The sequence below is a fragment of the Rhodococcus sp. IEGM 1351 genome, from assembly GCF_030056875.1.
Taxonomy (GTDB): Bacteria; Actinomycetota; Actinomycetes; order Mycobacteriales; family Mycobacteriaceae; genus Rhodococcus_F; species Rhodococcus_F opacus.
In genome coordinates, this window is record NZ_JASHKU010000027.1 from 74,919 (window position 1) to 94,213 (window position 19,295).

Here is a 19,295-nt window from a genome sequence, read left to right on the forward strand (position 1 = left end):
CTTAGTTGCTCAGGAACGAGGGAATGGTCGTGTGCTCGGGTGGAATCACGCCGACGCCGAGCGATGACCAGAACGCAGCCGACTGCCAGCAGAATGACCGGCGCACCTGCAGCTGACTCTGGATGGACAAATCGAGCACCAGTGCGTCGACTCGGGGAACGTCCGCGTTGCCGACCGGCTGGGTGACGGTGATGAGGATCCCGAAACGGGTCAGGCCGTGGCCGCGAGCGACCTCCATGCGGCTCTGTTCCGTCGCCGCCACTTCGAGCTTCGCCTTCGCCGACGCGATCCCGCGCCCCGATGTCACCGCAGCCATCGCGTCGCGGTGGTCACGGTTGACGATGTCGGTCGCGTCCGCGGCCGAGTGCGGGCGGTAGATGATCGCAACGCGCTTGATCGGCAATGCCGGGTTCGGGTCGAGCAGTCGTTTGAGGACGGTCTCGTGGACCGCGCTCTTCGGAGCCTCTCGCATCTCCCACGTCACCGAGATCGCCCCGTCGTGGATCAGGCGGTCCTTCTCCTCGATCTGGGTGCGTGGGCCGCAGTCTGCCCACTCCAGGCCGGTGCCTTTACCGGAGAACAGTGCCCGTTCGATGTTGCTCAAGGACGCCGGGTCGACGGATCGGCGTACCGTTCCCATGATCTCGTCGGCGCTCATCGGGGTGGCCGGCACCCCGGCACGGGCCGCGGCCTCGGTGATCCCCGGCAGCCGGCGGGCGATTTCCACCGCCTGCTCCGAGGGGTCCTTCTTGCGGTCCGCGGTCTGGGCCTGGAACGTGATCGAAATCCGGGCGCCCAAGCGGACGCCGCCGGTGACCAGGCCGGTCGCCAACTGGTACATCGAGTCGCGGGCCAACCTCGGCGCGTCATGACGCACCCGCTGCGACACGGTCTCGTACAGCTCGATCCCGGTGTTGGGCAGCGACTCGATCACCGCGACCAGGGCGACAATGTCCGAGGTCTCGCCCATTGCCGTCAACATCTGCGACCAATTGCCCACCGCCGCATCGAGTACGGACTGGTCGAAGTTCTCGCTGCCCTGCGGGTATGCGTCGAGAACGATCGTGTAGTTGTTCGCCTGCGGCATGTGGATCATTCCGAAGGGCCGGTTGTTTCCGTCGATACCTTCGTAGATCTCGGTGTCCGCCAGCACACCCGGGGGCCGGTACCGGCCGCCGGGGATGCGGGAAAAGGTGCCCGAGCTGTAGATGTGTTCTCCGCGCTTGAACGCCCGCCGCCACTGCATCATCAGAAGTGCCCTCTCATATCCGCTACGTCCGTCCTTCTCGATCACCAACGGCACGAATGCAAGCGCCGTGAACAGCCCCAGAACCAGTGCGGGCACGAAGCCGATCAGCAGGCTCAGCAACACCAGGGCAATGACCGCGGCGATGCCGAGCATCGTGGTCCCGAACGTTGCCCCGGCCATGCCGGTCGACCTGGGCTTCCGCCAGTTGCCGTACATCCGGTACTCGGTCGTCGTCTCGGTCCTCGTCATCCCTCAAAACCTCCATTGCGACTCGGTGGCATTGCTCCGGTCGGGCCGTCTCCGGATGTGCCTGGACCATCAGGCGCGCCCGGTGCGCCGTTGTGGTTGGTGGGTGTGCCGTCCACCCCGCCTGCGGCGTTTCCGCCGGAGGGCGCTGACTGGTTGGACGGTGTGCCGTCCACGCCGCCCGTGGCGTTTGCGCCCGGTGTGCCGCCGTCGATTCCGGAAGTGCCGAAGCTGGGGGCGCACCGGAAGGTCCGGAAGGGCTGGTCGTGGTCGAACTCGCCGAGGTCATACCTCCCGCGGCCGCCCCGCCTGACGCTCCAGCCGACGCGCCTCCGGTCGCGATCGCGCCGCCGACCTTGGCGCCGACCGCGGCCAGGCCCGCGGCTGCGGCAAGACCGCTGCCGCCGCCGCCGAGAGAGCCGACTGCCGGGACGATCAACCGCATCAGGGACGGAAGGACCAAGGCAGCCGAGCACAACAGGAGCGCACCGATCAATGCCGTCATCGCGCCGCCGTTCTCATCGCGGGAGGGCGCAGACTGCATGAAAAGCATTGCCGCTACCCCGATCACGAACGATCCGACCGGCTTGAACAGCAAGAACGCGAGTGTCCAGGCGATCATCTTCTCGTAGGCCTGCGAGCCGATCTTCGTGCCGCCGGCCGCACCGGCAATCGGGAGCGCTGCGGTGATGACGACGAGCAGTCCCATCCTCATCAGCAGCAGGAACGCCATCACCAGGCCGCCGAGAATGCCGATGATCCCGATGACATACAGCAAGGACGTTCCACCAGGTGAGGCGTAGATTCCGATCTGAATCATGGCGTCCACGAGTGCGTCCGGATCCGAGCCGACAGTGCCGTCGATGAACCAGCGGGAGATGTTGTCCGAGAGCCGGGTGCCCAGTACGACGATGAACCCGAGCGAGCCCGCGAGCACCGTCGCCCGAGCAAGTTGCTGAACGCCTTCGGTGGAGACATCACGAATGGCACCGGATCGGGCCATCATCAGCCGGATTCCGAGGAACATCAGTGAGACCACCAGGAATGCAACCTGAATCCAGTACGTGTACTGGGTGACCTGGCCGAGCGTGGCCATGAAGGAGTTCTCGTCCTGGCCGGGAATGGTGATCCACCAACCGAGCGCGAACTTCAATACGGCGGCGCCGGCGTCACCGAAACTCAGCCCCATCGTCTCGAACGCGCCGGTCGCAACCTTCTTCACGTAGGCCTGGGGAGCCTCGGCAACGGTCTGCGCACCATCGGCGCAGCTGGGCATTTCAACGCCGGTCACAGCTCCGAACAGGTCGGTCGCCATCTGGACGCCACCACCACTGAAAGGAACCGCGGCGCACATCGCCAGATCGCCGGCTGTGTCGACGGTGGACGGCCCGGGATCTTCTTGCGCGAGTGCCGGCGAGGCGGTGCCGACCAGTGCGGCGCATGCCACGAGGAAGACCAGGAGGAACCGCTTCCACGCGGTCTGCGCCGTCACCACCACGACGTCCAACCGTCGGAGAAGTCGGCAACCGCTCGCGCACCGAACGCGTTGTTGCCTTGGACCTGCACGACCCACCCGGTTCCCTCACGCCAGACCAGGTCCAGCGAAATGTCGGCGTTCTGAGTGCGGCCGTCCTTGAGGTTTGTCGACGCGCCGATGTGTACTCGCGCCAGATCTTCGGTGAAGTTCACCTTGATCATCTGCAGGACGCGACCAGGGAAGTTATCCGGAGCGGCCCCCGGCTGATTCGAGGCGTTGAAGGCCTTCAGCTCGGCGAGCTGGTCCTGCGGATCGGCGACCAGGCCCGCATCCTGGAGCATCTGGATGCGGTTGTTGCCGGTGGCGAGGTAGTTCAGGTAGTGGACTGCCGCCAGGCCCGCACCTTGGGCAGTGCGGGCGAAGCCGGTCGCGACCCCGGTGTCACTGAACGCCGTCGGGCCGTCAGAGGTGGAGAACGGCAGGTACATGTTTCCGTGGACCCGTTGGAGCATGATCCCGGACGGCGCGGTCGCCGCGGAACGCCCAGTGGCCGGCGAGGACTGCGCCAGCAGCACCCCGTTGTCGTTGAGTGGGGCGTAGACGACGCGGCCCTGCTCGTCGAAGAACGGGTCGGGTTCGAATTGGTCGGGCTGGGTCGCCGCGGTCGCACCCGATCCCTGGTCCCCGGCGGGAACCAGCGGCTCGTCCCCGCCGCGTACGAAGATGATGATGCTGGTGATGATCGCGGCGACGACGATGACACCGAGGATCGATCCACCCATCAGCAGGCGGGTGGCGTTGTCACGTCCGGATCCCGATTCGGGTTGTTCCGGGCGCGGGGCCGGTGTCGGGGTCTGGGTATCGGTAGGTTGTTCGCTCACTTGCGCGTTCCTTCCAGGTCGACCATGTTCTGCGGAAGTTCCGTCAGTGCGGTCGCCGCCACAGCGTTTTCCGGGGTGGCGAGGTTGAGCTTCCAGTCGAAGTCCGCCCAGATCACGTCGGTGCGGGTCGAGGCCAGGGACTCGTCGGGGAAGCGTTGAACGATGTCGACGGAGGCCGCCGTGTCGGTGTAGTCCGCGAACACGTAGCCGACGATGGACGGGACGACCGCGGGGTCGACCGTGCCGGTCGAGGAAATCAGGGAACGGTTGACGGCGAAGGCGTCGCGTCCCTCTCCACTCGCCGCGACGACGGACACCACCTTCGACCAGGACTGGTCCGAGGCTGTGGAGAGCTGGACGGATTGACCGATCGCGGCGAGCGCTGCGCCCTGCGGGGTGTGCGAGAACCCGGTCAGCGGCTCCCAGACCGCGCTCTTGGGGCCGTCGGTCTTCCCGAGCGGCACCATCACACCGTTCACACTCGACCAGCTCGCAATTGCGGGGGCGGCAGTGAGCGACACCGTGGGGCTCTCGCTGCTGCCCTCGGACGAGCCACCGCACCCCGCTAACGCCAGCGCTGCGACCGCGACTGTCGCACAAGCAAGTACACGCATTACTTCTCCTCTTCGAGCGGGGGGAACTTCTGTTGGATGTCAGTGACGAGGCTCGGAGGCTTGTCCGGCGCCGGAGCCGAGTTCTCGGGAATCCGGCCGGCCTCGATGAGAACGACGGCCATGGTGACGGCCGCACCGCTCGCGAGGATCCAACCGAAGACCGCCGCGAGGAACTCTGCGGCCGTGGGTGATTCCAAGCCCGGTGTGTGCTTGTGGTCCCACGCCATGCGGCCGCCGACGAAGATGATCTTCGCGATGCACACCACCGCAGCAATGCCGGCGATCCAGCTCAACGCGGTATTGATGTCCTGGGTGATGTAGTCGGGCAACTCCACCGCCGCGAGAACCACACCGCGATCGGTGCCCGTCACGCGCGTACCCCTCTCATTGCCCCGCGACGTTCGTCAGGATCAGGGCGGCGCTAGTCGCGACCACCACCCCGGTTGTGCCTCCGATCGCGAGTGTGACCGGGCCGTTTGCTGGCGCTACGGCCTGCTTTGTCAGGATGTTTCGCACCCGTATCACCGCCAGAACGGTCACGGAATAGACCATCGCTACCGCGCATGCGCCGGCGACAAACCAGAGCATCCAGATCTGCAGCTCCAATGGCATCGGGCCGGACACAGGGAGAGTGCCGCCATCGGCGGGAATCATCGCGAACATCAGGCGCCGGCGGTGACTGCGTTGAGGATCGTGTTCGCAGAACCGGCGACGATCGCCCCGACGAGTGAACCGACGAGCATCGTCACACCGCCGGTCTGGCCCTGGCTCCACTTCTCCCACGCGAACTTGCCACCCGAGAAGACGAGCGCGGCGACGCAGGCGAGGAGGATGCCCCACAGGAGCCAGTTCACGAGACGCAGAAGGCCATTTGCTCCCGGCGGCAACTCGGGTGTGACGTTGAAGTCGATCGCGAGGATTGCGGTGTCGTGGATGGTGTGGATCATGGCTGTCCTTTCGGTGAGTGAGTTCAGTGCCCGGAGCGCAGATGCGGCAGTGAACGCTGGATTGCTGTGACGATGCCGACGCCGGCATCGATCACGTCCTTGGGAACCGCTGCACGGGCTCCCTTGGTCTGTTCGGGCACGCCGTCGAGCGGGTGCCACCGGGGAAGCGCTGGCAGAGACGTGGCGGGGAGGAATTTGTGCCAGTCGATCCGCCAGTGTTCGGCCGTTGCCGTCTTCACGACCTCGCGGTACTGCCGCACGCTCTTGTCGAGGGTCGGTGAGTTCGCGACGGTGATCAGCCCGAGAAGCTCACACTCGAGGTTCTCCTCGCGATGCTGGATGAGCCGCGCGTGTGCCTTCTTCAACCCGTAGTCGGTCTCGCGGGCGACCATCACCACGTACGGGGATTCGTTCTCGACGTCGGTGCCGCACGGCCATTGCTCGTCGCTGTCCCCGGTGAAACTGAGGTAGTGCGCCAGGGTGGAGACTCCTGCGCCGCCGTGAGCGCCCATCAGCCACACAGCAGGTCCCGGACGTTCGGCTGGAATCGGGGCGGCGTGGATAGTTGCTGTGGTCATGCCAGTTCACCGGCCTTTCCGTCGCGGCGGGCGTCGGACTGAGGCGAGAGAGTGCCGAGAACATCGAGGGCGTCGGTCCAGGCGTCGATCGTGGCGGTGGACAACCGGCGGTGGTCGATGACTCCCGGGCGGGCCAAGACAGGATCGAACGGAACCTCGACGAAACCGGCGATCTGCGGTGCGAGTGCAGCCCGGATCGGGGCCAGTTCGACCGGGGAGGTGGGCATCTGATGGGAGACCACGACGATCGTCTCTCCCAGGGTGTCCGGGCCGAATGTCGACTTGAGCCAGTTCATCGCCTCTCGCATCCGGCTCAGCGGCTCCGCTCGCGCGGGGGCCACGACGACCAGGGCGGCTCCGGACTGGATCAGCGGGGCCAGGCGGGGTGAGCGAAGGGCGGTCCCGACGTCGTGGACGCGGGCACTCGCCCGGCCTCCGAGCAGTAGATCGACCATCATCGGATCCGCGCTGTGGCCGTGGTGGGAGCTGCCGACGACGACCATTCCCGAGGTGGTCTCCGCCATCCGGGCACTGAGACTGTCGATGGACCGGGCGGGATCGACGGCACGGAACCGGGTGCGGGAAAGCAGGTTGCCTCCGTCGCTGGTCGAATCGACCGCGGTGATGTCCTTACCGGTACCGAGCCGCAGAGCGGTGGCCAGGCCGAAAGTCGTGGTGGTGGTGGAGGCCCCGCCGGAACCGGCGACGACCATTGCCGACACCTTCTCCGGTTCGGCGACCTTCGGGGTGCGGCGGATGGGGACGACGTTGCTCATCGGATCTCCTCGAGGGTGGCGATTTTCAGACCTGCACCTGAATCGGCGACTGTGATGCGCTGCGGGATGGTGCTCTCGGAACCGGAGTCGGTACGCAGGAGCAACTGGACGTCAAAGGCGTTCGGGTTGGGGGTGGCCGCGATGGTCAGGCAGTGCGCTGCACCGGTCGCGGCGGCCGCATCGATCGAGGCCTGGATGGTGCCGACCGGATTCGGAGTGAGCATCATCGAGGCGACCTTCGCGCCGTCGTGCTCGACGTAGTACGCGTAGTCGAAGGCCTGGATCAGACCGGGACCGCTGGTGAGGTCACCAGGGCCGCGGCCGATGATCTTCCCTCCCCCGGTCGAGCTTTCGCACCAGGCAGGCTCGTCTGCCGCCACGGAAGGGCCGGCGGCCCGGACCGAAGACGGCAGCGGGGGAACAGCGACGTCCGTGCTGTTGTCGGAGGAACCGAGCACCACGACGGTGCCGGCGACTACCGCCACTGCAGCCGCGGCGGCCCCGCCGAGGACCCACGGGTTCTTCTTGCCGACGGCAACGTCGCGGGCAGGCTTGACCTTCGGCTTCTTCGGCGCGGGGGCGGGCACGACGTCCGGAACATCGGCGTGCTCGACGGCAGCTTTGGTGGGGCGACGAGGGATGCGGGCGGACAATCCACGGCGAGCCTGATCCTGGGCGACGAGCGGACCGCGGGGAATGTGGGCGCGGACCCAATCCGGTGCGTCCGCGTACGGATCGGAGTCGACGCCCTCGGCGTACTCGACCAGGGGCTCGACGTCGAGTTCTACGTCGGTGACCTGCGGGTAAGTGGCCGAGGTGTCGTGTTGATCGTCGTCCTCGCTCCAGCCGTAGACGGGCAGGACCGTGGTCATTTCGTCGGTCGGATCGTCGTCAGGGGCGGCGGCGGTCGCGGGCTCGTCCGGGGTTTCCGGTTCCACCTGTACCACCGGAAGCACGACGTCCTCGTAAGAAGCTTCGTCGGCGGTAGGTTCATTGGTGTCGTAGTTTTCCTGCGGCGCAGGGGAATCCACATCACCGCTCATATCGATGATGTCGTTCCCGTAGTGCTCTGGAACATCCGGGAACAGCTGATCCGTGCGATTGTCCGTCGCCATTTTTCCTCCGAAGTTGATCGGCGAGGGCAGGATGACCTCCTGCCCTCGCCAGGGGCTCACGCCGGGATGCCCGCGCCGATCGCGTCGGTGATCATTCCCATCGGCAATCCGGGAACTGCGGTGTTCGCCTGGAAATCGGTCACTGCCTGGTCGAATGCGGCGACGGCCTGCTCGCCACCGGGAAGCGAGGACACCGCGTCGCGGGTCTGCTGATCGACGACCGGGGCAGCCTCAACCACGTCGCGGACAGCGTCGGCGGCCGCGGAGCCGACCGGGGCGCTGGCTTCCCACTGATCGAGGGTGGTTTCGGTTTGCGCCGTGATCGCGGCCTGGTCGATGTCGGGGATCTCGACCTCGGTGGGTGCACCGACCTCACCGGCGCCGTAGGCCGTGGCTGCGGCGACGCCAATCGCGCCACCGACGATTGCGCCACCCGCGGCTGCCGGAACTCCGGCAAGCGCGCCGATACCTGCACCGATGCCGGTACCGGCCGCCGTGCCGACGACACCGGCGGGGATGACACCGAGCGGCGTCAGAACCGGGGCGGCCAGCACGACCGCGCTGGTGCCGCCGATTGTGCCGCCGACAAGTCCGCCGGTCACGGCGCCGACGGCTGCGACAGGCACTCCGGCGGCGAGGGCACCGCCCACTGCTCCAGCTGCGCCGCCCGCGACCTGCGCGGCCGCCAGGCGCTCGGCTTCCTCGGTCTTGAGGCCGGTGGAGCGCCAGAAGTCGGTGACCTGGGCTTCGATGACGGCCGTCTGACCATTCGTGCGGTCAGCGGTGTCCTTGCTCATCCAGTTCGGGCGATCCCCGAGGTAACGACCCCAACGAACCTTGTCCTCCGGTGCCTGGATCGGCGCGGTGAACTCCTCGAGCTGCGTGGGCAGGTGGAGCTGCGAGTAGTCGATCGGCTCGACGTAACTGCCCTGGTCGTAGGTGGGGACGACGTACTCGTTCGAGTTGTAGTCCCAGTTGTCGAGGGGCTTGGCAGGCTGCTGGTACTCCACCGGCACCGGAACCCACGTCTGCACCGGCTCGGGCTCGGGCGCAGGAGCGGTCGTCACCCCGCCCTGTGTGGACGGAGCGGGCGTGGTGACCCCGGACTGGGTCGACGGCGCCGTCGTCACGCCGCCCTGCGACGGTTCCGCGTGCGCGATACCGCCGCACGCCGTGACAATGACCGCGGCCGTGACTGCCGTTGTGCCAGCAGCCCTCACAATCCTGGCCTGCTTACGGTGCTTACCCATGTGTGCTGTTCCCTTCGGTGGATGAATCAGTGGTCAGGCCGTTCTGTGAGAACGTCGAGTCCGTCGACGTGGCGACGGAAGTAGAGGACGTCGGCGTAGCCGACGACGTCGCCGACGAGGAGCTGGTGGGCCGAGACGTCGTGGGCGCCAACGACGTGGCACTCGGCCGGGTCGTACTCGTGGAAGAGCTTGACGACGAGGACGTTTTGTTGCTGGTCGAGAGGTCGGAGGCCACCGCGGCGAACATCTTCGCCACGTACGCGGTCGGGGCCAGCCCGGTGGCAGTCGCCGCCGACGATCCATACGAGCCGTGGGCAGCTTGGATGTTCGAGTACTTCGTCAGCGCCGCCAGGTCGAAGAGGTCCTTGTTCGCCTTGACCTCGCCCTTGACCAGGTCGAACGTCTGCTTCACCAGGCGCTGCGTCGTGGCCGGCGGAACCAGATTGATCACCGCGTTGACCGTCTTCGCGGCGATGATGGCGAAAGCGGCAACGGGATTCGCCAGACCCACGGCCGCGACAGCGGCGATCGTCTCCGGCGTGATCACCTTCTTCGCGACCGTGACGACCGAGTTCACCGCCACCAGGCCCACCTTCATCAGCGCGGAAATCGCCTCTTGGCCGGTCGGCGGAGTCGCCCGAGGATCCGAACCCTCAGCCAAACGCTGTGACAAGGTCTTCTTCGGAGTGATCGAGAGGTTCTCGAGTGAGTTCTTCGGGACCTGAATGTCTTCGTTGATCACGTCGACCCCGACGTTGAACGCGGTCGACGCGAGAGCAAGTCCGATCGTCTGCACTGCGACGAACGGGTCGCCGCCGACCTCGGCCTGTCCCGCAACGTTCGCCACCGCCCGTGCAATCGGAGCCTTCGGCGGGGCGTCGCAGGCCAGGTCACCGGTCTGGCACCACATCGACACCCGGCCGGTCAGTGAGCCGAAGCCGGTAACGGTGTCGGCGACCGGGCCGATCCCCGCCCCGGTCGCCGTCGTGACCGTTACCGCGGGAAGGGCCTTCACCGCAGAGCCCGAGGTCCCCGGGACCGGGGACGGTGTGGTCTGGGAGGTGCCGGGGAAGATGCCGGCGCCCTCCGCGCGAGTCGGGGACCCGAACAGCGCAGCCGATGCGATGGACGATGCCGGAACGCCGCTGACCTTGCCGGCACCCACCTCTGTGAGCCACTCCGAGGCAGCGTGGGCGAACTGGCTGTAGGCCGCGATCGCGAGCTTCGTCGCCGGGCACGAATCCAAGACCTTCTCCGCCGCGGTCTGGAGGTTGTCCTTTGCCGTGGAGACCGACACGGCGTAGGACTCCTTGCCGCCGGGAACCGCACCACCGAACGCCGCCGGATACGGGACGTAGGCGCGGTCGACGTCGACACCGAGCTGTCGCGCCTGGTCAAGCAGCGGCGACATGATGTTCGACAGCATTCCCGTGTCGGCCTTCACCGGAGCATCCGGCGACGACTCTCCCGTGCCCTGCCCTCCGAGCACGAACAACGCAGGGCAGTCCTGCACCAACTGATCGACCCAATTGGTCGACGCGTGTGCGGGCACGGCATTCGCACCGACACTCACCGCTACCGCGACAGCGCCGACGACCGCCGAGGCGGCCAGCCGGCGAACGGGGCGTGGTGCACCGCCCCCTGAAATCTGAACCGTTTCCATTCGAAACCCTTCAATCTCGTTGTGGGCCAAACAATTGCCAGGGAGCGAGAAGTTAGAAGCTGAAGTTCAGGCAGGCCAGCCTGGGAAATTGCCTCCGAGGCCGAACAGGAGGGTGATGAGAAAGGCCAGGAGCATGACGAAAAGCCTTACGTGAGAGTGGAATTGGACTGCCGTCGGCATGACGGCAGGTGAATCAGAGAATTGGCTGAACGCCGATGTGGGGCACCATCGCGTGGCCCACTGGGCACATCGGGAACCCCAGCAAGGCGAGGCTGTAGCAGGTATATCCGGGTTGACGGCCACCGCAATGCGCGACCGCGCCGTGTGGCCGGAGCCGTTGGTGCGGCGGGCTCATGTGTCGCTGCGAGTCGGCATTCATCGTGGGCGTCTCAGACGGGCCCGCTGGTTCTACCCGAACGTGCACAGTCATCGGTGTCTCCCTCATCTCTGCCGCCTGCCGCGTCTCGCCACAGCTGACGTCAATGCGATGTGGACGAAGTTGCCGCTTTGAGTGCAAAACTAAAGCGCACACGAATAGTATAAGCAGCGAAGACGAAAAACAAGCGAAAAAGTCTAAACCAGGTTTTGTGTCGTCGGGAAGGCGGGAGGTGCGGTGATCGGCGAACACGCAGCTCGGCGCCTTGACCGAAGTGAATTACTGCTGCAGCTGACCGGTAGAGTTAGCAAAATGGCGGAGAGTGAGTTGATGCGATTCGGTCGACTCGTGGCCGACAGGCGAAAAGCCCTCGGCCTGACTCTCAAGGAGATCGCCGAGGCAGGCGGGCCCTCAGACGTCACGTCCGGAAAGATCGAGCGCGGAGGGATTGCGGAACCAAGCGCACGGACACTGCGTCGTCTGGACACGGGTCTTCGTTGGAAAGAAGGTTCGGCCGCCCGAGCGCTTCTTGGTGGCGACCCAGTACCACTTGAAGGGCTCCCGGCAGCAGCGCCCGCGCCGGGTGGAGGTGCTGTCACAGCTGGACCGGACACGGTGACGATGTCTCTGTCGTTGGTCAGTGATCTATCAGGCCTGGCGAAGCGGTTGGAGAATGTCTCAAAGCAGGACGAAATCACGCGTGCGGACGTCACGGCAGTCGGCGCCGAACTCGACGTCCTGGTCGACCGAATCCTGCGATCCTGGGTGATTGCGCAGCTCGAAATGAAGGTTGGTCCGGAACGTGACCAGAAGGACTTCATGGTGGAGATGCTCATTGGCGACTACCTCGACCGGAAGCCGCCGGTTTCAGCGAGCAAGTCCGACGAGATCGACCTGTTGTACATGCGATGGCTAACAGGCCGCGCCTCAGAAGATATAGACCCTCAGATGGACCGCCAGTTCACAGCGCGGTGGCAAAAGGTCAAGAACAAGGAGAAGAAGCCGAAATGACGACCCACCTCTCCCCATCACTGAGCCAGAAGCTCGACCGAATGCGCGACTTCTACCACCACCGCAATGAGCCCCGCTTGTCGTTGCAAGCGGTCGCGACTATGGCGGGGCGTAACCTCTCCCGCCCGGTCTCCGCAGAGCTGCTCGAGCGTGTAGAAGCCGGGGACGTGCAGCAACTCCCGACGGACGTGGCTGACGCCCTCTGCGACGCAATGGGCGTCGATCGTTCGTACCTACGCCCCGGGTCCGGACTCGACATCGACATCGATCAGCGACTTCGTCTCTGGATCGAGATCCGGGACCGGGGCATCGAACACTTCCAGGCGCGCGCGACGAGCGTCACCCGGGATGAGCTGGAAGACCTTATCGCCCACATCAGGACGATCCCGCTCACCGGCGACCAGGTGAAAGCTACACGCGGCTGAACTTGAGTCGCAGGTTCTTCGGCCGCAGCGTCAGAGTCTCCTCAACAACGAGCTCATAGCCTGGTTCCGGTTCGATGTCGAAGCGCTGCACGAGCGTGGCGAGCGCCAATGCCATCTCGTGCAGCGCGAACTGACGTCCAATGCACGAGCGAATGCCGGTGCCGAACGGCTTGAACAACTCGGGAGCGCGGCCGCGGTTCGCCTCAGGCGCAAATCGGTCAGGATTGAACTCCGCCGCATCAGGCCCCCATGCAGCATCTCGCTGAGTCGCCAACAGGAGCACAAAGACCCATTCGCCCTTAGAGAAGGCGTAGTCACCGACAGTCGTGTCGTGCTTGGCAGCTCGGAAGAAGCCCGGCGCCGTCGGCCACAGACGCAGAGATTCGTTGATCACCTGGCGGGTATAGCGCAGCTTGGCGACGTCCTCGTATGTGGCGGCACGACCACCGAAGACCGCGTTCGCCTCTTCGCGCATTCGTCGGGCGACGTCGGGATTCTGCGCGATGAAGTGCAGCGCGAAGCTGAGAGCATTCACCGAGGTTTCGTGGCCGGCGATCAGGAAGGTGAGAACCTGATTCCGAATGTTCTCGGGATCGAGTGCCACATCGCTGTCCGAATGCAGCATGTGATCGAGCAAGTCAGGCCGGCGCTCCCCTGACTTGATTCGTTCCGCGATGACGTCATCGACGGTGTCGACGAGGAGCTGGTAGTCCTTGCGGTTCTGCTCCTCATCCTTCCGGCGCAGCAGTTTGCCGACGAAGGGCACAGGGATCCCGGCCTTCTGGGCGTACGTCAGTGTGCGGCTCATCGCAGCTACGAACGGGTGTTCCTGCGCTTGGGTGAAGGAGTCGAATGTGTAGTTGAATCCGCACCGTCCGATCACCTCGAGGGTGAGCTTGCCCATCTCCTCGACAGCCGGGATGTACGCCTCGCCTTGCCGTTCGATGCTCGCGGACAGTTCGTCGACGGTCGACGCCATGACACCGTGGTAGGAGACCATGGCTTCTTTGGTGAATCCGGGCATGAGAACCTCATGGGCCTTCGCCCAGTTCGATTCCCAGTTGTAGGCCGTGAAAAGGCCGTCTGCAGCGATCGCGCGGAGATTCTCCAGCGGCCGACCGATGAACTTCTCCCAATGCTCTTCGTCGAAGACAGTGGCGGCGAGCTCAGCTGAACCGACAAACGTGAGATCAGTCCCCATGATGGTGCGGCGGTAGATCGGGCCCAGTTCCTCGAAACGCTCGAGCGTCTTCTGGTTGGGCGCGTCCCGGTCCATGCCCAAGATATCCCCGATGAACGGGATACGCTTCGGGGGATGTGGGATTCGCTTCGGCGCCTGCGAAATGACAGTCGACACTTTCCAGTTCTCCAATACTGCTCGAAAACGGCTAAACGCCGCGGGTCATGGTCCAGGCATCAGCGACGCGCAGGAGTTCCTCTTCATCTGTGAGCCACCGGGGCGGCGCATGAACGCTGTTGCGGTGGCGGGGGTGCACTGACTGCTCGTACCGAGCGAGCGCATCGGCCACCGCCTCGGCTCTCTCAACGGGATTGCGCTCCGTCTCGAGTCCGATGGCCGGCATCCACGGCAACAACTGCAAAAGCGCATCCTCGCACTCGATCCGCATCCGATGCTCACGCTCGATACCCACCGATCCTTCCGTCGAGTCGAGCGTGACCTCGGGCATGGCGGTAGTGAGAACCCGCCACATCGGCTCCAAGCGCTTGGCGGCGCGAGATGACGGGTCACTATTCAGGCGGGCCCGAATCGCAGGGATGACAGGCATCGCCGCGAGCAACGACACCAGCGTGATGCTGGGGAGGAACAGCAGGTCATTCGCCTCCGAGCGCGCCTCGGTGAGCCAGTTCTCCCATCCGACCGCCAGCATCACGGCACTCAGTCCACGCGTGATGTGGTCCACCCCCGCGATCGTGCAGCTCACGATGGCGGTCGAGGTGATAGCCACATTCCGGCGGGTTCGTTCCGTGAGCAGCACCTTGATGCACCCGGCAATGACGAAGGCGAACGCGATCGGCATCGGCGTTGCGTAAAGCACGTGGTAGAGCGCGGTATGCCAGTCCTCGAGCTCCTCGATCGCGATGTCGGCGCGACGCGAGGACGAAGACACCCACGCCATCACCGACAACAACGCGGCGAGGCCCGCATACAAGGTCAAGATGATCCGTGGCCCGAACTTCTCCAGGTATGCCCACGATCGGACCATGAGAAAGCACGGGATCGCGGCACACAACGCTGCCGTGTGGGTCATCAATCGAATGTCACCGAGACTCAGCACAGTGTGGGCCATCACGAGCTGCTGCAGCCAGCTCTCCCGCAGGAGGGCAGCGAGCAACCACCACGCCAATGCGAGAGTGAGCTGGCGATCCACCTGACGACGACCGAGGAAGACGTTGCGCGCCACGATGACGACGACCATGGTGGCAAGCAGGGCGAGGCTGTACGCGGTGGGCAGCTCCGAGGTCGCTTCTTTGATCAGCAGGTCGCTGGCGGCAAGGGGGACCTCGCTCACTGGACCACCGTCGAGATGATGCGGTTGAAGTGCCCTCGGCCGTCATCGGTGATGCCACCCTGGGAGAGCACAGCGAGCTTGGTGCCGAGCAGCTCCGCCTCGGCTTCGGTGGTGGTGTCAAAACTCGTCCGGCGCATCATGTACCTGATCGCATCCGGATCGATACCACTGGTCAGCGGGCTGTCGGTGGGGCTGAACGGCTCACCCTTATGGCAGCAGAGGACGTGGCCGACCTCATGAAAGATTGTCTGTCGCTGATGTCGTTCACTGCGGTTGGGGTCGTACATGATGATGTCCTCGTCCGCGAGCCCGAAGAGGACTCCACAGCGGCGGTTGCCGATCACCGTGCCCTCCGGATATGGCAGCAGACGAATCGGGCGGCCGGTGTCCTTCTCCAGCCAAGCCAAAAACTCGTGCACTGTCCACGGCGGCGACAACGGGATCCGGCTGAGGACCTCATCCACGCGTTTCGTGTGGCTACCCCCTACACGCATTGGCTGTCCTTCCCCCGAAGTTGACGGTGCTGCACGACATAGGGCACGAAGCGCAACCATATCGAACCGACCGGTCGTAGTAATCTGGGCTACGGAGTACGAAAAACCTACGAAGAATCAACAAAGTCGATTTCGTTCGGCGTGTCTGCGGGGTTCGAGCACGTTCCTGTAACAGGATAAGTGCGCACCATCGACCCGGAGAAAGGGGGCACTGTGCCGCTACCCAGTAAGGGACCCCGTGAGGCGATCCTGACGCGCGTCCCGCCCGCTGTTCGACAAGAACTCAACCGCCGCCGCCAAGAGCTCAACCGGCGACGCGCAGCCATGAATGTTGTCGGCCCTGAAGTCTCCGAGTCGCAGTTCCTAGCCGATGTACTTGCGACGCTTGTCGGCCGCACTGACCTGAACGGTGAGGTCACAGCGGATTTGCTCGTGCCAATTTTCGACGGCACGTTCGCCGCAGAGAGGGCCGTCGCAGACGGAGAGGGCGTGCAGGAGGTGTTGCAGCTGTCTGCCTGATCTTTGAGAGAGCGATCTCAGCAACTCAATATTTCAATCAGCAGTAGCTCAAAACTAGGAAAACCCCCGACCTGGCGGGGCCGAGGGTATTCCGAGTTCGAGTGAGACGAGCGCCAACTCGTCTCTACTGCGCTTCCCCTGAAGGGAACTGTCGTGCCAGACAGCTCTCATGATACCGCGCGTCTGTTTGCGCCGGTATTCAATACCACCCGTGTCGTCCATAACGATGCGATCGCGTGCACGCATCGTCCGCGTACTCGATCGCTGCCCTCCGGATATCGCACCGGACTACCCCACTCCCCTCGCCGGGGTGTGGCGCGAACGGTCACCGAGCGCACCCTCGCCGGGAGGTTGTCGCGTACCCGTAGCTCTGAGGCGCGGATCGCAATCACCCGGCAGATCGAGGTACGCCGAAAGTGCGGCCCGATCCACCTCGAACTCGAGGAGGACGCCTATGCCGGCATTGCCTGCTGGCTCGGACGCGAGCACTGGATCACCGTGGTCAAGGCCGCCTTCACTGCCCGGTATTCCGAGATCCGTCCCGTACTGGTCGCATCCACGGGGGGTGGTGTCGCGCTCCGCACCGTGATCGCTGTCGCCACGGAGATGGCGTCGGCTGCCGACTTCCGTACGGGGCGTGAGTCGCGTCTCGCTGTCTCGACGGTCGTCACTCGCACCGGCCTCGGGGAGCGGACGGTGCAGCGAGCTCGTTCCACCCTGCTGCTGCTCGGGGTGGCGACCGAGGTGCTGGCTGGTCGGCTCCGTACGAAGGAGGAGCGGTACGACTCCCATGGTGTCAAGGACAAGAGCCGGGGGTGGGCATCGGTGTGGGCGCTCCACCCGCCCAAGCCTGTGGATAACTCCCCTCGTGTTCGCCCAGGTCATACCGAGATGGCACCCCACCCCCATGGGGGGATTTTTTGGTCTCTTCCCTCTCGTAAGAGAGTTATCTCTACAGGAAAAGCTGTGGAAAACGCCGCCGCTTCGCGCCGACCAGCCCAGACGAAGAGGTCTCCCCGGCGTAAGCGCCCACCGATCGACCGCAAGGGGCAATTGCTGGCCGCTCAGTGGCTCCGTGACCGCCGATCTCCGGCCTGGGCACGTCCGATGTCGGTGGACCAATGGGCGAACGTTCTCGCCTCAGCCGCGGCCCACGGCTTCACCGGAGGAGACATCAACGCACTGCTGGACGAGGAAGCCCGCCGACTCGGGCGCGGACTCACTCCTGACCACCCGATCCTGTTCATGCAATGGCTCCTCAACAAGACCGATCTCGACTTCCCGCCCCACGTCCTCGACGCAATCGCTCACGCCCAAGAGACCGCGGCCAGGGCAGCCGAGGAGGAGCGCACCAAGGCCATGGTCGAGGAGGGCCAACGCAAACGGGCCCAGGCAATCGCCGATCTCGACGGCCCCGGCCGAGCCGCCGCCCGCGCCATCGCCCAGCGCTGCGCGCAGAAGCGAACGTTCCGCGCATCATGAGCGCCAGCTGCCGAGTCGGCATCCGCCTGCCCGAGACCGGACATGCCGAGAAACGAGCACGCCGCACAGATATGGTGACCGGCGTGTCTCTACTGAATCCCGAGCTCCCAGGCCGAGTCTTCACGGCCGGGGATCCATACCAAGTCGGCCGCGAAAAGATCCGTGAGTTCGCCCGCGCAGTGTCAGCCACAAGCCCGATCCATCACGACCCGGTGGCAGCTCAGCAGGCCGGCCATGCTGACGTCGTCGCTCCCCCGACCTTCACCACCGTCGTGCAGGGCGGCGCGGTGGACCACCTGATCACCGACCCTGACACGGGAATTGATCGCACACGGCACGTGGCGGTTCACACAACCGAGAAACTCGATTTCAGCCGACACATCGTCGCCGGAGACGAGCTCACCACGACACTGACCGTCACGGGCGTCACCGAACGCGGCGACGCGGCGATCATGAACACCACAAGCGAGATCCGAGACCGGGACGGTCACCACGTCGTCACCATCACCTCTTCGCTGATGATCGGAGCACCTCAATGACCCAGGCTCAGACGCTCGCCAAGGGCGACATCCTCGCCGAGGACACTCATCTCATCACTCGCGAGAGCCTGGTCCGGTACGCAGGAGCAGCGGGAGACTTCAACTCCATCCACTACAGCGACCAGGCCGCCAAAGACGCTGGGCTGCCCGGGGTCTTCGCACACGGCATGCTCACCGGCGCGCTCGCCCTGCAAACCGTCATCGACTGGCTCGGCGGGGACTCGACACGAATCAGAAGCTACGAGACTCGCTTCACCCGCCCTGTAGTCGTCGATGCATCAGCGGGCGCGAAAGTCGTCGTTACCGCCAAAGTCGGGAAAGTCGAGGACGACAGCATTCGTGTCGACCTCGTCGTGAAGTGCGATAACACCACTGTGCTCGGAAAGACTCAGGCCACCGTTGCAAAGTAGGCCGGCGGTTAACGTCGCGAACCCGGATAAAGGGGCTCTCGGTTCCACACGAATCATGAAGCTCTATGGGCTTCCCCCGGCGCGAACTTCTTGTCAGGGCAAGCCGGCGCAGACTGGCCCTATCCCGAGACTGGCGCCCTCACCGTTTCGACGGGGAGGGCGCCAGTTGCATGGGTGGGCGTGTCCAGCGAGCACAGCTGCAAGAGCGACGACGACTCAGAACCGGGTATCCGATCTTGTGCAGCGCACGAGTAGTAGAGGTGCGGCGGCAATGGAGCTCAGCTTCTTCATCCGCGCTGCCCTGTCCGTCCAACAGGGAGGAAAGGCCGACCCGCCGCAACCGGCCTGCTTTCACACTGACGAATGGTTCGATCGGTCACAATTCGACACGCCGTCTGGCGGATTTGAGTGTCCATGCTGTGGCATATGCCGATCGGCGTAACCTCTCCACTCCCCCATCAAGTCGTACGACCAGCCATACCTAACACCTGCGGCCGTGCGCAGACAGGGGCGCTGTATCCGCATATTCGCATATCCGTAAATCCGTAGTATTGGCACCTGCTCGATTGCTCCCAGAGTTGCGGACCGGCGTCCTACAACGAAAGCGCCGCGGGGCGTGCATACCTCCTCTCGGCCGACGTGTTAGCGCAACGCCGCAAGTCCGTGTATCCGTGAATCAGTAGACGCGGATGAAGCAGATTGCATACCGTGC

20 protein-coding genes are annotated in these 19,295 nt (G+C 64.9%); 6 read left to right on the forward strand and 14 right to left on the reverse strand.

What is annotated here, in order from left to right; translation table 11 throughout:
- Position 1: 1 nt before the first annotated feature.
- The 11 genes from QM806_RS33835 to QM806_RS33890 all read right to left on the reverse strand — a co-directional run bounded on the left by QM806_RS33835 (position 2) and on the right by QM806_RS33890 (position 10,796).
- A complete protein-coding gene (locus tag QM806_RS33835; RefSeq protein ID WP_349307617.1) occupies positions 2-1,498 on the reverse strand; it encodes an SCO6880 family protein in 1,497 nt (498 codons plus the stop codon).
- A 1,485-nt stretch (positions 1,499-2,983) separates the two neighbouring features.
- Positions 2,984-3,853, reverse strand: coding sequence for a DUF8175 domain-containg protein (locus tag QM806_RS33845; protein WP_283294249.1), 870 nt, complete (start codon positions 3,851-3,853; stop codon positions 2,984-2,986).
- The gene (locus QM806_RS33850) at positions 3,850-4,467 is read right to left on the reverse strand and encodes a DUF8175 domain-containg protein (protein ID WP_283294251.1); all 618 of its coding nucleotides are present in this window, start codon (positions 4,465-4,467) and stop codon (positions 3,850-3,852) included. Before QM806_RS33850 ends, QM806_RS33845 begins: the two co-directional genes overlap by 4 nt.
- Positions 4,467-4,838, reverse strand: coding sequence for a hypothetical protein (locus QM806_RS33855; protein ID WP_016885092.1), 372 nt, complete (start codon positions 4,836-4,838; stop codon positions 4,467-4,469). Before QM806_RS33855 ends, QM806_RS33850 begins: the two co-directional genes overlap by 1 nt.
- Before the next feature lie 13 nt (positions 4,839-4,851).
- The gene (locus QM806_RS33860) at positions 4,852-5,121 is read right to left on the reverse strand and encodes a hypothetical protein (protein WP_283294253.1); all 270 of its coding nucleotides are present in this window, start codon (positions 5,119-5,121) and stop codon (positions 4,852-4,854) included.
- An 8-nt stretch (positions 5,122-5,129) separates the two neighbouring features.
- Positions 5,130-5,414 carry a hypothetical protein gene (locus QM806_RS33865; RefSeq protein ID WP_016885090.1) on the reverse strand — a complete coding sequence of 95 codons (285 nt, stop codon included), beginning with the start codon at positions 5,412-5,414 and terminating at the stop codon, positions 5,130-5,132.
- A 23-nt stretch (positions 5,415-5,437) separates the two neighbouring features.
- Complete coding sequence (locus tag QM806_RS33870) at positions 5,438-5,992, reverse strand: hypothetical protein (RefSeq protein WP_283294255.1); 555 nt, start codon at positions 5,990-5,992, stop codon at positions 5,438-5,440.
- A complete protein-coding gene (locus tag QM806_RS33875; protein WP_283294257.1) occupies positions 5,989-6,768 on the reverse strand; it encodes a hypothetical protein in 780 nt (259 codons plus the stop codon). The genes QM806_RS33870 and QM806_RS33875 overlap by 4 nt, the downstream gene beginning before the upstream one ends.
- The gene (locus QM806_RS33880) at positions 6,765-7,883 is read right to left on the reverse strand and encodes a DUF8176 domain-containing protein (RefSeq protein ID WP_283294259.1); all 1,119 of its coding nucleotides are present in this window, start codon (positions 7,881-7,883) and stop codon (positions 6,765-6,767) included. The genes QM806_RS33875 and QM806_RS33880 overlap by 4 nt, the downstream gene beginning before the upstream one ends.
- A 56-nt stretch (positions 7,884-7,939) precedes the next feature.
- On the reverse strand, positions 7,940-9,103 hold the full coding sequence (locus QM806_RS33885; RefSeq protein ID WP_283294261.1) for an insoluble domain protein: 1,164 nt from the start codon (positions 9,101-9,103) through the stop codon (positions 7,940-7,942).
- A gap of 22 nt (positions 9,104-9,125) precedes the next feature.
- Positions 9,126-10,796, reverse strand: coding sequence for a cutinase family protein (locus QM806_RS33890; RefSeq protein WP_283294263.1), 1,671 nt, complete (start codon positions 10,794-10,796; stop codon positions 9,126-9,128).
- Positions 10,797-11,484: 688 nt separating this feature from the next.
- Between QM806_RS33890 and QM806_RS33895 the strand changes: the two genes are divergently transcribed.
- Together QM806_RS33895 and QM806_RS33900 are read left to right on the forward strand one after the other, a co-directional pair.
- Entirely contained in the window at positions 11,485-12,183 is a 699-nt protein-coding gene (locus QM806_RS33895; protein ID WP_283294264.1) for a helix-turn-helix domain-containing protein, read from the forward strand.
- Entirely contained in the window at positions 12,180-12,608 is a 429-nt protein-coding gene (locus tag QM806_RS33900) for a helix-turn-helix domain-containing protein (RefSeq protein ID WP_283294265.1), read from the forward strand. Before QM806_RS33895 ends, QM806_RS33900 begins: the two co-directional genes overlap by 4 nt.
- Here the strand turns inward: QM806_RS33900 and QM806_RS33905 are convergent.
- Genes QM806_RS33905 through QM806_RS33915 form a run of 3 tightly spaced genes read right to left on the reverse strand, consistent with a single transcriptional unit; the run spans position 12,595 to position 15,603 of the window.
- Positions 12,595-13,965, reverse strand: a complete 1,371-nt coding sequence (locus QM806_RS33905) for a cytochrome P450 (protein ID WP_283294266.1) — start codon at positions 13,963-13,965, stop codon at positions 12,595-12,597. The two genes, QM806_RS33900 and QM806_RS33905, sit on opposite strands and share 14 nt — an antisense overlap.
- A gap of 31 nt (positions 13,966-13,996) precedes the next feature.
- The gene (locus QM806_RS33910) at positions 13,997-15,139 is read right to left on the reverse strand and encodes a DUF6545 domain-containing protein (RefSeq protein ID WP_283294267.1); all 1,143 of its coding nucleotides are present in this window, start codon (positions 15,137-15,139) and stop codon (positions 13,997-13,999) included.
- Positions 15,136-15,603 (reverse strand): ImmA/IrrE family metallo-endopeptidase, encoded by a 468-nt coding sequence (locus tag QM806_RS33915; RefSeq protein WP_283294268.1) that lies wholly within the window; start codon positions 15,601-15,603, stop codon positions 15,136-15,138. Before QM806_RS33915 ends, QM806_RS33910 begins: the two co-directional genes overlap by 4 nt.
- Positions 15,604-15,813: 210 nt before the next feature.
- Here QM806_RS33915 and QM806_RS33920 point away from each other — a divergent pair, with 210 nt between their 5' ends.
- The 4 genes from QM806_RS33920 (at position 15,814) to QM806_RS33935 (ending at position 18,583) form a co-directional block, all read left to right on the forward strand.
- On the forward strand, positions 15,814-16,152 hold the full coding sequence (locus QM806_RS33920; RefSeq protein WP_283294270.1) for a hypothetical protein: 339 nt from the start codon (positions 15,814-15,816) through the stop codon (positions 16,150-16,152).
- Positions 16,153-17,259: 1,107 nt separating this feature from the next.
- Positions 17,260-17,634, forward strand: a complete 375-nt coding sequence (locus tag QM806_RS33925; RefSeq protein ID WP_283294272.1) for a hypothetical protein — start codon at positions 17,260-17,262, stop codon at positions 17,632-17,634.
- A gap of 71 nt (positions 17,635-17,705) precedes the next feature.
- Positions 17,706-18,173 carry an FAS1-like dehydratase domain-containing protein gene (locus QM806_RS33930; RefSeq protein ID WP_349307618.1) on the forward strand — a complete coding sequence of 156 codons (468 nt, stop codon included), beginning with the start codon at positions 17,706-17,708 and terminating at the stop codon, positions 18,171-18,173.
- On the forward strand, positions 18,170-18,583 hold the full coding sequence (locus QM806_RS33935; RefSeq protein WP_283294275.1) for a MaoC/PaaZ C-terminal domain-containing protein: 414 nt from the start codon (positions 18,170-18,172) through the stop codon (positions 18,581-18,583). The genes QM806_RS33930 and QM806_RS33935 overlap by 4 nt, the downstream gene beginning before the upstream one ends.
- The last annotated feature ends 712 nt before the right edge of the window (positions 18,584-19,295 follow it).